This window comes from Mesorhizobium sp. KR2-14, from assembly GCF_040049255.1.
Taxonomy (GTDB): Bacteria; Pseudomonadota; Alphaproteobacteria; order Rhizobiales; family Rhizobiaceae; genus Pseudaminobacter.
In genome coordinates, this window is the sequence record NZ_JBDZDR010000002.1 from 312,891 (window position 1) to 325,663 (window position 12,773).

Below are 12,773 nucleotides of genomic sequence, written 5' to 3' on the forward strand. Positions count from 1 at the left end.
TTCCCTGCCTTGTCCGCGCGGTTGGATCCGCGCAGGACGATTATGGATTTCGACTATTCCGCCGCCGGGCGGAACTGGTCGTGTTCGGTGGATTCCTTCATGGCCGTGGTGGACGACAGGCCGCCGGTGATGGCCAGCGACACGGCGTCGAAATAGCCCGTGCCCACTTCGCGCTGGTGCTTGGTGGCGGTGTAGCCATTGGCTTCGGCCGCGAACTCGGCTTCCTGCAGCTCGGAATAGGCCGCCATCTGGCGGTCCTTGTAGCCGCGCGCCAGTTCGAACATGCCGAAGTTGAGCTGGTGGAAGCCGGCCAGCGTGATGAACTGGAACTTGTAGCCCATGGCACCCAGTTCGCGCTGGAACTTGGCGATGGTGGCGTCGTCGAGGTTTTTCTTCCAGTTGAAGGACGGCGAGCAGTTATAGGCGAGCATCTTGCCCGGATGCGCCTTGTGCACGGCTTCGGCAAACTTCCGGGCCTGCGCGAGGTCGGGCTTGGAGGTCTCCATCCAGATCAGGTCGGCATGCGGGGCGTAGGCAATCGCGCGGGCGATGCAGGGCTCGATGCCGTTCTTGACCTGGTAGAAGCCCTCGGTGGTGCGGCCCGCGTCATGATCGACGAAGGGGCGGTCGCGCTCGTCTATGTCGGAGGTCAGGAGCTTGGCAGCTTCGGCGTCGGTGCGGGCGACGATCAGCGTCGGCACGCCCATGACGTCGGCGGCGAGGCGCGCGGCGTTGAGGTTGCGAATGTGGGCCGCAGTCGGGATCAGCACCTTACCGCCGAGATGGCCGCACTTCTTTTCGGATGCAAGCTGGTCCTCGAAGTGGACGCCCGCAGCGCCGGCCTCGATAAAGGCCTTCATGATCTCAAAGGCGTTGAGCGGGCCGCCGAAACCGGCTTCCGCATCGGCCACGATCGGAGCGAACCAGGTGTCGACCGACAGGCCCTTGCCCTCCGAAACCTCGATCTGGTCGGCGCGCTGCAGCGTGCGGTTGATGCGCTTGGCAAGCTCGGGCGCGGCATTGGCCGGATAGAGCGACTGGTCCGGGTACATGGCGGACGCGGTGTTGGCATCTGCCGCCACCTGCCAGCCGGAGAGATAGATCGCCTTGAGGCCGGCCCGCACCATCTGCATGGCCTGGTTACCGGACAGCGCGCCGAGCGCATTGACGAAATCTTCCTCGTGAATGAGCTTCCACAACCGGTTCGCGCCCATTTCGGCGAGGCTGTACTTGATCTGAACGGAGCCGCGCAGCCGCTTTACCGTCTCGGCGTCATAGGGTCGCTCGATGCCGTCGAAACGGCCTTCGGGGGCAGACGGAACGAGGTTGTAAAAATCGGTCATAACGTTCTCCGGGGTCAAGGAAACAGGCATCGTGAACAGCGTCGTTTCTGGGGTCGGTGCCCATCGATGTATGACGGAATTTACATTCGGTGGCGGAGAAGGCGAGGAGAAAGCCGAAAACGAGCCCGGAAATCGGGAAAACCTGTATTGTGTTTGACTGAGGCGGCGTGTAAATTTGTAAAAGATGTAAATTCGGGCTGACGGTGAAAAATCGCGAGCAGCCTGTAAACCAATGTAAAGATCGCCATGGCCGAGCAAAAGATCTTCGCCGGACCTCGGATCCGCCGCATCCGAAACGCCAAGGGCCTGACCCAGACGGCAATGGCCGAGGGACTTGGCATATCGCCGTCCTATCTCAATCTCATCGAGCGCAACCAGCGTCCGCTGACCGTGCAGCTCATCCTCAAGCTCGCCTCGGTCTACAAGGTGGATCCGGAGGAACTGCAGGGCGAGGCGCGCGGGTCGATAGCGGCGCTGAGGGAAGTCTTTTCCGACCCGCTTCTGGCCGGCGAGTTGCCGGGCGACCAGGAACTGATCGAACTTTCCGAAGGGGCGCCGAATGCGGCCGCAGCAGTGATAAAGCTCTTTCGCGCCTATCGCGAGCAGGCCGAGCGCCTGTCGGATCTTTCCGAGCTCTTGGCGCGCGAAGGGCGAGCAACGGCCCTATCCGGCGCCAGGCTGCCGGTGGACGAGGTGCGCGAGGTTTTCGAGCGCGGGCCAAACCATTTTGCCGCTCTGGAAGAGGAGGCCGAGGCGTTTACCTCCGTTCTCGACGCGGGCGACGATCTATTTGCGGCACTCAAGGCCTGGCTGAGGCGCGAGCACGGCATCGTGGTGAAGGTGCTGCCGGCCGCAACCATGCCCAACTGGCGCCGCCGCTACGACCGGCATTCGCAGCGGCTGTTCATTTCCGAGCGGCTTTCGCCCTTCGACCAACTTCGCGAGGTGGCGATGGAGGCCTGCCTGATCCGCATGTCCGTGGCGGTCGCGGCCGAAATCCAGGCGCTGAAGCTGTCGTCCGATGAGGCGCGCCGGCTGGCCCGCTTCGAGCTTGGCCGCTATGCGGCGCATGCGCTGATGATGCCCTACCAAGCCTTCCAGTCGGCCGCGCTGCGGGCGCGCTACGATGTCGACGTACTGAAATCGCGGTTCGGCGTTTCCTTCGAGCAGGCCGCCAACCGGCTGACCACGCTGCAGCGGCCGGGCGCGGCCGGCGTTCCCTTCTTCATGCTTGAGGTGGACAATGCGGGAAACCGCTTCCGCAAGGCCGGCGCGCAAGGCTTTCCGCAAAGCCGCTTCGGCGGAGGGTGTCCGAAGCTGCCTGTGCATGCCGCCTTCGCGCAGCCCGGCCAGATACTGGTCGAGGCGGTAGAAATGCCGGACGGGGCGGAATTCCTGTGCGTGGCGCGCACGCTGGACGGCCCGCAAGGCGCCTTCACCGAGCGGCCGCGCCGCACTGCGCTGCTGCTGGGCTGTGACGTCGGCTTCAAGGACGAGATCGTCTATGGCGCTGCCTTGCCGGGCGCGCCGGGCCGGTCGGGGCAGGGGACGGCCACTCTGGTGGGCCCGGCCTGTCGGCTGTGCGAGCGCACTGGCTGCCTGTCGCGTGCCGAGCCGCCGGTGACCCGCCCGCTGGGGCTGGACGAGATGGTGACGGGCCTGAGCGCGTTTGATTTTCAGTGAGTGCCGGAATTATTCGTCCGGAAACAGAGCGGCGATGTTCCTGTGGCCATGAAGAACCGCGACAATAACTATCTGCTCCTCAATTTCGTCGAAGCGATAGAAGACGAGATGATTCCGAACGACAAGGGCGCGATAGACAGAGTTGTAAGGGCGCCCTGATCGAGGAAATTCTCGCAGACGCTCACAGGCGGCAAAGATATCCTCTACATAGGCGTCGGCCGCGCGTCCGTTGTCAGCGGAAATGTATTCGTGAAGCGCGGATAAGTCATCGTATGCCTGCTGGAGCCAGACGAGTCTATTTCCCATGTCTGGCTCGAAGGGCAGCCACCACCTCTTCGTGCGGCGTCGCGCCGCCGCGAGCCTCGGCCAATGCAAGATGCGCGTCGATCTTCTTGCGCAGCGCCATTTCCATCAGCGCCTGTCCGAGTTCTTCCTGATCGGCTTCCGGAAGCGCTTCCGCCGCGCGGATGGCGTCTTTCAGCGTCTGGTTCATCCGACAACTCCTGCCTGATCAACATATAGCATCTCTGCTAGCCGTCACGAAACCTCTTCGCGAGCCCCAAAAAGGGTGCCACAACCGCTCGTGGCCGCTGGACCACGAACCTCGGGGAAGTTTGGTCTACGCAGCTTGGACTGCGCCTGTCGCCCACAGGCATGCGCAGCCGGGGGGAAACGACGATGGTCGGGGCATGACAGAAGCCGCCGTTTCGCACGCAGGTCACCAAAGTTCCGGACGCGACGAGCGCATCGGCATCCTGCTGGTGTTCCTGTCCGCCCTGATGTGGAGCTTCGGCGGGGCGATTGCCCGTTTCATCGAAACCGGCGACAGCTGGAGTGTGGTGTTCTGGCGCTCATGCTGGGCGGCCGCTTTCCTCATCGGCTTCATGGTCTGGCGCGATGGCTGGCGCGGCATGCTGCGACTGTTCGGCAGCATGGGCCTGCCGGGCCTTGCCGTGGCTGTCTGTTTTGCCACGGCATCGAGTTCCTTCGTGGTTGCGCTTGCCTACACCACTGTTGCCAACATCCTGCTGATGCAGGCCGGAGTGCCGCTGGTGGCGGCGCTGATTGCCTGGGCGGTGTTCCGGGAGCGCGTTTCGCTTGCGACCTGGGCGGCGATCGCCGCCGTGATCTGCGGCGTCGGCATCATGGTGTCGGAGTCCTTCAACGGCCAGGTTTCGCCGATCGGCGACAGTCTGGCGCTGCTGATCTCGGTGATGTTCGCCATCGCCACCGTCATCACCCGTCGCTTCGCCCATGTGCGCATGACGCCGGCGACTTGCCTTGGCGCCATCCTTGCGGCGTCGTTCGCCGCTACCCAGGTTGCGGATTTTGCAGTGTCGCCGCGCGACATGGGCTTCCTGTTCGCTTTCGGTGTCATCAATCTCGGCCTGGGGCTTGCCCTTTTCGCCACCGGGGCCAGACTCGTGCCCGCGGCCGTGGCGGCTCTGCTCGGCACGTTCGAGCCCATTCTGGGGCCCGTCTGGGTCTGGCTCATTCACGGCGAGGTGCCGTCGGCGCGCACCATCGTGGGTGGCGCGGTGGTGTTTTCGGCGCTGCTCGTCCATATCGGGCTTGAATTCAGGCGCCAGGCTCGCGCGGCCAGGCCGGCCATGGCTGGCATACCGTCTCCCCATTGACAGAACTGTCGCGGCGTGGGCAGGTTAAATCATCTGCAACAATGAGACAGGTATATCTTGCGTGAAATAGCCGGAAGGGCACAAACCGGAATCGATAATTCCATTCGCGAAACTTCCTACACTGCCGGCCTTCCTGCCGGAAAAGATCGCCCTCCCGAGTATCCTCCGGCTACGGCCGTCGCGCAGAAATCCAGCTTCATCTCCCCCGAGCACGAGGCCGAATACCGCGCCTTCGTCGAAAAGCATCCCGACCTCGAAGCGGTCGAGTTCCTGCTGGTCGATCCCAATGGCGTGATGCGCGGCAAGTGGGCGCCGGGCGATGCGCTGAAGAAGGCGTTCCAGGAAGGCGTGAACTTCCCCATGTCGTTGCACGGGCTCGACGTGTGGGGGCGCGAGGTCAGCGAGACCGGCCTGCACATCGAAACCGGCGACCAGGACGGCTACTGCCGTGCCACTCGCGGCTCGCTGTCGATCGTGCCATGGGCCAAGCGCAAGACGGCGCAGGTGCTGCTGCAGACGTTCTCGCCGGAAGGCGAGCCGTTCATGGCCGACTCTCGCCTGGTGCTGAAGCGCAAGGTAGCGGAGGTCAATGCCAAGGGCTATTTCCCGGTCGTCGCCTTCGAGCTCGAATTCTACCTGCTCGACCCGGAAGTGGAATGGGACGACGGCATGCCGGCCCCGGTGGGCGCCACCGCAGGCCCCGACCGTCTGCGCATGTATGGGCTCGACGACCTGGCCGAGCATGCCGAACTGTTCGACATGATCCGCGATGCCGCCGACGCGCAGGGCCTGCCGATCGATACGATCATCAAGGAGGCTGCGCCCGGCCAGTTCGAGGTCAACCTCAAGCATCGTGCCGACCCTCTGCGCGCAGCTGACGACGTCATCATGCTGCAGCGTCTGGTCATCGGCTGCGCCCGCGCCCATGGGCTGACGGCAACCTTCATGGCCAAGCCGTTCCTGGAATATGCCGGCAACGGCATGCATGTGCACGCCTCGATCCTCGACGAACAGGGCCGCAACATTTTCGGCGGCGAGGACGGGCGCAAGCGGCTGGAATCCGCCGTCGCCGGGCTGTTGAAGACCATGCCGGAATCGCTCCTGCTGTTCATCAATACCTGGAACGGCTTCCGCCGCATCACGCCCGGCTCCTATGCGCCGACGCGCGCGGTCTGGGGTGAGAACAACCGCTCGGTGGCCCTGCGCATTCCCGTGGCGTCGGAGGAGAACAAGCGTCTCGAGCACCGCATCGCCGGCGCGGACGCCAATCCCTATCTGGTGATGTCGGCCCTGCTCCAGGGCATGATCGAGGGCATCGAGAACGAGGAAGTTCCGCCGCCGCCGGTGGTGGGCAACGCCTATGACGAGGGCGGGCTCTTCCTGCCCGACGACATGGACGAGGCCCTGCAGCTGATGGCCAAGAGCACCTTTATCGAGCGCGCGCTTGGCCCCTTGATGGCCAAGGTCTACCAGGACCTGAAGCGCGCGGAGATTCTCGCCTTCTGGGCGGAGATCACGCAACTCGAACGCACGACCTATCTCTGATCGCGGCTCGGCTAGCAAGACGCGATCCAATCGGAAGTCAGGGACTGCCCCAGAATATCGGGGCAGCTCCCGCTCAGGTGGGACAGGCACATTTCGTGCTTGTCGCCCTGTCTCAAGGCCAATAGGCTAAATCTCAAACCCGGCCGCGAAGGGCTTGTTGCGCCCGGGAAAACGGAACTCGAACGGAGGATTTTAGATGATTCGCAAGGCGCTCTGGCTCACGGCCACATCAGCGGTTGCGACGTTCATGACCGTGACTGCCTTCGCGCAGGAGCGTGTCGTCAACGTCTTCAACTGGTCGGACTACATCGACGAGTCGATCATTTCCGATTTCACCAAGGAGACGGGCATCAAGGTCGTCTACGACGTCTTCGATTCCAACGAAATCCTGGAAACAAAATTGCTCGCCGGCGGCAGCGGTTATGACGTGGTCGTGCCGAGCGCGAACTTCCTCACCCGTCAGATTTCCGCCGGTGTTTTCCAGAAGCTCGACAAGTCGAAGCTGCCGAACCTGTCCAACATGTGGGATGTGGTGAGCGAGCGCACGGCGAAATACGACCCCGGCAACGAATACTCGATCAACTACATGTGGGGCACGGTCGGTCTCGGCTATAACGTCAAGAAGGTGAAGGAAGCGCTCGGCGTCGAGGAACTCGACAGCTGGGACTTCCTCTACAACCCGGAAAAGCTGTCGAAGCTCGCCGATTGCGGCATTCATGTGCTCGATTCGCCGAGCGACATGATTCCGACGACGCTGAAATATCTCGGTCTCGATCCGGAATCGTCCTCGCCCGAGGATCTGGCCAAGGTCGAGGAGGCCTTGCTCAAGATCCGCCCCTATGTGCGCAAGTTCCACTCGTCCGAATACATCAACGCGCTGGCCAATGGCGATATTTGCTTTGCCGTCGGCTGGTCGGGCGACGTGTTCCAGGCGCGAGACCGCGCCGAGGAGGCCAACCAGGGCGTCGAGGTCAACTACACGATCCCCTCGGAAGGGGCCGAAATGTGGTTCGACCAGATGGCGATCCCTGCCGACGCCCAGCATGTCGAGGAAGCGCACGAGTTCCTCAACTACATCATGAAGCCAGAGGTGGCGGCGAAGGCGACCAACTACGTCTACTTCCCCAGCGGCAACAAGGCCGCGCAGGCCTTCGTGAACAAGGAGATCCTCGAAGACCCGGCGGTCTACCCGGACGACGAGATGCTCGCCAAGTTGTTCACGGCCTCGCCCTATGAAGCCAAGGCGCAGCGCAACATCACGCGCCTGTGGACGAAGGTCGTAACCGGACAATAAGAACCCACGAGGAAGGGCCCCGCGAGTTCGTTCGCGGGGCCTTTTTCGGAAGCCTCTTTGTGAACTCAAGTGGCACGAGTCCACAGACGGGTTTCCGCCAGGCACAGGTCCTGAACCGGGGAAAATAATCCCGGAAAGGCCGTGTTGCCTGTCACAACGAGACGGTATGTGCCCTGGCTAGGGCCAGGCTCCGTCGATGGGGACCGAATTAGGTGGAGAAGGAAATGAAATCGCTCGGGAGCATCCGCAAGAGCTTCGCACCATGGAGTGATCCGACAGCGAGGCCTTATATTGCGTTCGAGAACGTCACCAAGCGTTTCGGCGATTTTACCGCAGTCAACAACCTGTCGCTGACCGTGTTCGAGCGCGAGTTCTTCGCGCTGCTCGGCGCCTCGGGCTGCGGCAAGTCGACCCTGCTGCGCATGCTTGCCGGCTTCGACGAGCCGACTTCCGGCCGCATCCTGCTCGACGGGCAGGACCTGCGGGGCATCCCGCCCTACCGGCGGCCGGTGAACATGATGTTCCAATCCTACGCACTGTTCCCGCATATGTCGGTGGAGGCCAACATCGCCTTCGGCCTAAAGCAGGAAGGCATGCCCAAGGCCGAAATCGAGACGCGGGTGGCCGAGATGCTGCGGCTGGTGAAGCTCGAGCAGTTTGCCAAGCGCAAGCCGCATCAGCTTTCCGGCGGCCAGCGCCAGCGTGTGGCGCTTGCGCGCTCCGTTGCCAAGCGGCCAAAGGTGCTGCTGCTGGACGAACCGCTCGGCGCGCTGGACAAGAAGCTGCGCGAAGAGACGCAGTTCGAGCTGATGGACCTGCAGCAGAATCTGGGCCTTACCTTCATCGTGGTGACCCACGACCAGGAAGAGGCCATGACCATGGCCGACCGCATCGCCATTCTCGACAAGGGCGAGGTGATGCAGGTGGCCACCCCGGCCGAGGTCTACGAGGCGCCAAATTCGCGCTTCGTGGCCAACTTCGTCGGCAATGTGAACATGTTCGAAGGAACGGTTGCCAGCCGCGACGCCGGCGGCGCGCAGATCGAGGGGCGCAACCTGACGATCAGGACCGAGAACGCGGGCGCGGCCACGGCCGGCACCTCGGTTTCCTTCGCGATCCGGCCCGAAAAGATCAAGGTTACGTCCAGGAAGCCGGCTGAAGCAGACGCCAACGCCGCACAGGGCGAAATCTACGACATCGCCTATCTCGGCGACATGACCGTCTACCACGTCAAGCTGGACGACGGGCAGGTGGTGAAAGCCAGTTCGCTCAACGCGGCACGCGTGTCGGAAGACCCGCTGAGCTGGAACGACCGCGCCTGGATATCCTTCCGCCCCGACGCGGGCGTGGTGCTGACGAAGTAGGGGGCCTCATGTCCGAGACAGCAATCGCTGCTTCCAGGGCCTCCGCCGCCGATGGTGGCTCGGCGCTCGGCCGTGCCGCCAATGCGGTGAAGAGCCGCCTGGTCATCGCCGTTCCCTATCTCTGGCTCCTCTTCTTCTTCCTCGTTCCTTTCGCCATCGTCTTCAAGATCTCGCTGTCGCAGTCGGCGATCTCGATGCCGCCGTATGCGCCGGTGTTCGAGCTCGGCGAAGGGCTCGACGGCCTCATGAAGCTGTTCAGCCAGCTGAGCTTCGACAACTATCTGTGGCTGACCGAGGACGCGCTTTACTTCAAGGCCTATGTTTCGAGCCTTGCCATCGCGGCGATATCGACCGTGCTGACCCTGATCGTTGGCTATCCGATCGCCTACGGGATGGCGCGCGCGCCCGCAACAATGCGGCCGACCCTGCTGATGCTGGTGATCCTGCCGTTCTGGACCAGCTTCCTTATCCGCGTCTACGCCTGGATCGGCATCCTCAAGCCCGAGGGCCTTCTGAACCAGTTTCTTCAGGGCATCGGGCTGATCAACGATCCGCTGATTATCCTTAACACGCATACGGCGATCTTCATCGGCATCGTCTATTCCTATCTGCCGTTCATGATCCTGCCGCTCTATTCGGCGCTGGAGAAGATGGACTATTCCCTGATCGAGGCCGCGCAGGACCTAGGCTGCCCGCCCGTCACGGCGTTCTGGAAGATCACTTTCCCGCTTTCCATTCCCGGCGTGGTCGCCGGCTGCCTGCTGGTGTTCATCCCAGCGGTGGGCGAGTTCGTCATCCCCGACCTGCTGGGCGGGTCGCAGACGCTGATGATAGGCCGCACGCTCTGGAACGAATTCTTCAGCAACCGCGACTGGCCGGTCGCCTCGGCCGTGGCCATCATCCTGCTCTTGCTGCTGGTCATCCCGATCATGATCTTCCAGCACGTGCAGGCCCGCGCTCAGGAACAGGATCGGTGAGGGCAGCATGAATACGACCTGGAGCCGCTTCAACATCACATCGATCGTGCTGGGCTTTGCCTTCCTCTACCTGCCGATCGTGCTGCTGATCGTATTTTCCTTCAACGCGTCGAAGCTCGTCACTGTGTGGGGTGGCTTTTCGACCAAATGGTATGTGTCCCTGTTCCAGAACAAGGGCCTCATGGATGCCGCCTGGGTGACTGCACGGGTGGGGCTGATCTCGGCCACCATCTCCACGGTTCTGGGCACGCTCGCAGCCCTGGCGCTCACCCGATATACGCGCTTTCGCGGCCGGGTGCTGTTTTCGGGCATGGTGTTTGCGCCGCTGGTGATGCCGGAGGTGATTACCGGTCTGTCGCTGCTTCTATTGTTCGTCGCCGTCGGGCTGGACCGCGGTTTCGTGACCGTGACCCTGGCGCACGTGACCTTCACCATGTGCTTCGTGGCGGTGGTGGTGCAGTCGCGCCTGCTGACCTTCGACCGGTCGCTGGAAGAGGCCGCGATGGACCTCGGCGCGCCGCCGGTGAAGACGTTCTTCCAGATCACCCTGCCGGTTATCATGCCGGCGATCATCTCCGGCTGGATGCTCGCCTTCACGCTGTCGCTCGACGATCTGGTGATCGCCTCATTCACCTCGGGCCCTGGCGCCACCACGCTGCCGATGAAGATCTACAGCCAGGTGCGGCTGGGCGTGACGCCGGAAATCAACGCGGCCTGTACGATCCTGATTGCCGTTGTGGCCGTCGGTGTCATCGGGGCATCCGTGGTCAACAAGCGGCGCGAGGTGCAGCGTCTGCGCGACGAGCAGGCCGCGCAGCGGGCGTAGATTTTTCCCAGAGAGATATCTGCCCTGAGAGCAATAGAGCCAGGCTGCGTCTAGTCTGCGCCTTGGTTCGGCGACGTGCCGGCGGGTGACGACTTCACCGGCGATATGAACGGGGCGTTCCACGAGCCGCCGACGAAGAAGGTGGGCGAGGGTTCGACATCGCCTTCCGCCGGCTGGTCAGGCGGTACCATGCCGCCCGACAGGGCCAGTCCGCGGCTGGTGAAGGGCACGATGCCCGTAAGCCACAGCCGGCCTTGCGGAGCCCGGGCCTCAGCCTTCTCTATCCTGATAACCCCGCGAAAAATGCTGGCCTTGAGCTCGGCGCCTTCGATGGGGAGCGTTCCTTTCGACACTTCGTCCAGGGCAAAGAAGCCGCCTTCCTTGGAGCGCTTCTGAAAGCTTGCCAGATCGAATTCGGAAAGCGCGCCGGGTCCGAAACTCGCCGAGATCGATCCCTCGCCATTTTCCACGATCGAGTCCCAGGCGCGGCCCGGACCCTTCAAGATGACGGAGATGGTGCCCCGGCCGATCGGCACCAGCCGGGTCATGCCGGCCGCTGCCCCAAAGGCGCCGCCCTCGATGTCGGAGGCCAGAAAGCGTATCTCGGCCTGGGTCCCCTCCGGCCGGCGGTCGAAGCGGGCGCTGGCCTGCAGGTTGCCGCCAAAAGCGGAGGCATCGGAGATGTCGAAGGCCACCAGCCCGTTCTTGATCTGCGCGGTGGCCGCCACGTTCGCGAGTGCCACCGAACCGACGCTGGCGTGGCCGGCGGACAGGCGCAGGTCGAGCCCTATGCGGTTCGAGAAATCGGGATCGATTTCCGGCGAACCGCCGGAAGTCGCCGGCGTGAACGCGGCGAGCAATGTGCGCAGGTCGAGCGCATCGAAAGCCAGGGTGCCGGAGATCACCGGCACCCGCTCGCCAAGGATCAGGTCGAGCGCTCCGCGCCCCGGGTTCTTGTCCAGCGCGATCTCGGCGTTTTCCAGCTTCATACGCTGCGTATTGCCAACCAGCCGGCCGCCGATTGCCAGCGAGCGTATGGCGCTGGCAGTGGTGGACATCTCGGCGCCGGACCAGTCGTTCAGGCGCTTCAGCGAAGGGGTCGCGAATTTCAGCTTTCCGTCGAGATAGGCGTTCTGCGAGGTCTTTATCGTGCCATCGAAGGAAGCAGTAGCGGGCGCAGAGGCCAGGTTCAGCGACAGCGGCGCTTCGCCGCCCGCCAGCAGCAGCAGGGGCTTGGCCGATGAGATTTCAAGATTGATGGTTTCGCCGCGCCAGATCACGCTCAGGGCAGCGTTGGCCGACTTGTTCAGGGCGGGCCAATCCAGCCGGCCGGTAGCGCCAGTCAGTATTTCAGAATCCTTGCCATCGACATAGGTCGTGACGCGGCCGTCGCGTATGGAGATCACGCCAAGGTCGCGCGGCGGAAGACCGCGTTCCGTCTCGGCGGAGCTGTCCGCCAGGGCTTGCGCCGTCTCGCGGATCGCGTTGGCAATGCGGCCTCCGTCCGGCGGCAAGGGCCGGTAGCCGCCGTCGGCATCCTTCTCCAGCCGCAGTGTGGGTCGGACCAGTTCCGCCGAGGAAAAAACGATATCGCCGCGCAGAGCGGCGAGCGCGGAAAGCTTGATGTCGATCCGTTCGGCCTCGATCACCGGCGGATGATCGGCCTGGCCCCACGGCGTCATGGTCACATTGTTCACGCTTGCGCGGAGGCTCGGCCAGACCTCGATCTCGGGGGCCGCGCCGATGGAGACGCGATAGCCGCTCCACGAGCCCAGCTCGTAGGCGATGCGATCGCGGACGATGCGTGTCGAGGCAAGGAAGGGCAAGATGGCGACGGCCAGCGCCACAGCCAGCGCTGCTATCGCGATTGCCCAAAAGCTGCGTCTGACCAAAGGTGACGGCATTGTGCCTCATTCATGCTGATCGAACTGTCGACCGCCTGCGTTCAGCCGGTTGCGTCGCAGACCGGTGTAGCGGACATGCGTGGCATTTCAAGCATTTGTGGCCGTGACATGACGTTTGCGCACAAGCGCTTGGAGATTTGCGCACCGCCATGCCGCTCCCGGTACATTATCTTGCTTGGCCGCATCGCAAAATGCATAAC

The 12,773-nt window shown here is 63.3% G+C and carries 11 protein-coding genes; 7 read left to right on the forward strand and 4 right to left on the reverse strand.

Features of this window, described 5'->3' with window-relative positions; translation table 11 throughout:
• Positions 1-53: 53 nt before the first annotated feature.
• A complete protein-coding gene (gene aceA, locus ABLE86_RS06000; RefSeq protein ID WP_348778023.1) occupies positions 54-1,343 on the reverse strand; it encodes an isocitrate lyase in 1,290 nt (429 codons plus the stop codon).
• Positions 1,344-1,589: 246 nt separating this feature from the next.
• Between aceA and ABLE86_RS06005 the strand changes: the two genes are divergently transcribed.
• The gene (locus ABLE86_RS06005) at positions 1,590-3,026 is read left to right on the forward strand and encodes an XRE family transcriptional regulator (RefSeq protein ID WP_348778024.1); all 1,437 of its coding nucleotides are present in this window, start codon (positions 1,590-1,592) and stop codon (positions 3,024-3,026) included.
• A gap of 9 nt (positions 3,027-3,035) precedes the next feature.
• Here ABLE86_RS06005 and ABLE86_RS06010 read toward each other — a convergent pair whose 3' ends face one another.
• On the reverse strand, positions 3,036-3,332 hold the full coding sequence (locus tag ABLE86_RS06010) for a type II toxin-antitoxin system RelE/ParE family toxin (RefSeq protein ID WP_348778025.1): 297 nt from the start codon (positions 3,330-3,332) through the stop codon (positions 3,036-3,038).
• Positions 3,322-3,519 (reverse strand): hypothetical protein, encoded by a 198-nt coding sequence (locus ABLE86_RS06015; RefSeq protein WP_348778026.1) that lies wholly within the window; start codon positions 3,517-3,519, stop codon positions 3,322-3,324. The genes ABLE86_RS06010 and ABLE86_RS06015 overlap by 11 nt, the downstream gene beginning before the upstream one ends.
• A 196-nt stretch (positions 3,520-3,715) precedes the next feature.
• On the opposite strand from ABLE86_RS06015, the gene ABLE86_RS06020 reads away from it, so the two are divergent.
• The 6 genes from ABLE86_RS06020 to ABLE86_RS06045 all read left to right on the forward strand — a co-directional run bounded on the left by ABLE86_RS06020 (position 3,716) and on the right by ABLE86_RS06045 (position 10,669).
• Entirely contained in the window at positions 3,716-4,663 is a 948-nt protein-coding gene (locus tag ABLE86_RS06020) for a DMT family transporter (protein ID WP_348778027.1), read from the forward strand.
• Between the two features lie 57 nt (positions 4,664-4,720).
• Positions 4,721-6,208, forward strand: coding sequence for a glutamine synthetase family protein (locus ABLE86_RS06025; RefSeq protein WP_348778028.1), 1,488 nt, complete (start codon positions 4,721-4,723; stop codon positions 6,206-6,208).
• A gap of 247 nt (positions 6,209-6,455) precedes the next feature.
• Positions 6,456-7,502 (forward strand): polyamine ABC transporter substrate-binding protein, encoded by a 1,047-nt coding sequence (locus ABLE86_RS06030; RefSeq protein WP_348778578.1) that lies wholly within the window; start codon positions 6,456-6,458, stop codon positions 7,500-7,502.
• Positions 7,503-7,726: 224 nt separating this feature from the next.
• Positions 7,727-8,866 carry an ABC transporter ATP-binding protein gene (locus tag ABLE86_RS06035; RefSeq protein WP_348778029.1) on the forward strand — a complete coding sequence of 380 codons (1,140 nt, stop codon included), beginning with the start codon at positions 7,727-7,729 and terminating at the stop codon, positions 8,864-8,866.
• Between the two features lie 8 nt (positions 8,867-8,874).
• Complete coding sequence (locus tag ABLE86_RS06040) at positions 8,875-9,843, forward strand: ABC transporter permease subunit (protein ID WP_348778030.1); 969 nt, start codon at positions 8,875-8,877, stop codon at positions 9,841-9,843.
• Positions 9,844-9,850: 7 nt separating this feature from the next.
• Positions 9,851-10,669 carry an ABC transporter permease subunit gene (locus ABLE86_RS06045; protein ID WP_348778031.1) on the forward strand — a complete coding sequence of 273 codons (819 nt, stop codon included), beginning with the start codon at positions 9,851-9,853 and terminating at the stop codon, positions 10,667-10,669.
• 50 nt (positions 10,670-10,719) lie between these two features.
• On the opposite strand, the gene ABLE86_RS06050 is transcribed toward ABLE86_RS06045, so the two are convergent.
• Positions 10,720-12,573, reverse strand: a complete 1,854-nt coding sequence (locus ABLE86_RS06050; protein ID WP_348778032.1) for an AsmA-like C-terminal region-containing protein — start codon at positions 12,571-12,573, stop codon at positions 10,720-10,722.
• Positions 12,574-12,773: the final 200 nt, after the last annotated feature.

Excerpts from the sequence above, each read along its gene's own strand:
- aceA (WP_348778023.1), bottom strand. The coding sequence starts at position 1,343 with ATGACCGATTTTTACAACCTCGTTCCGTCTGCCCCCGAAGGCCGTTTC.
- ABLE86_RS06005 (WP_348778024.1), top strand. The coding sequence starts at position 1,590 with ATGGCCGAGCAAAAGATCTTCGCCGGACCTCGGATCCGCCGCATCCGA.
- ABLE86_RS06010 (WP_348778025.1), bottom strand. The coding sequence starts at position 3,332 with ATGGGAAATAGACTCGTCTGGCTCCAGCAGGCATACGATGACTTATCC.
- ABLE86_RS06015 (WP_348778026.1), bottom strand. The coding sequence starts at position 3,519 with ATGAACCAGACGCTGAAAGACGCCATCCGCGCGGCGGAAGCGCTTCCG.
- ABLE86_RS06020 (WP_348778027.1), top strand. The coding sequence starts at position 3,716 with ATGACAGAAGCCGCCGTTTCGCACGCAGGTCACCAAAGTTCCGGACGC.
- ABLE86_RS06030 (WP_348778578.1), top strand. The coding sequence starts at position 6,456 with ATGACCGTGACTGCCTTCGCGCAGGAGCGTGTCGTCAACGTCTTCAAC.
- ABLE86_RS06035 (WP_348778029.1), top strand. The coding sequence starts at position 7,727 with ATGAAATCGCTCGGGAGCATCCGCAAGAGCTTCGCACCATGGAGTGAT.
- ABLE86_RS06040 (WP_348778030.1), top strand. The coding sequence starts at position 8,875 with ATGTCCGAGACAGCAATCGCTGCTTCCAGGGCCTCCGCCGCCGATGGT.
- ABLE86_RS06045 (WP_348778031.1), top strand. The coding sequence starts at position 9,851 with ATGAATACGACCTGGAGCCGCTTCAACATCACATCGATCGTGCTGGGC.
- ABLE86_RS06050 (WP_348778032.1), bottom strand. The coding sequence starts at position 12,573 with ATGCCGTCACCTTTGGTCAGACGCAGCTTTTGGGCAATCGCGATAGCA.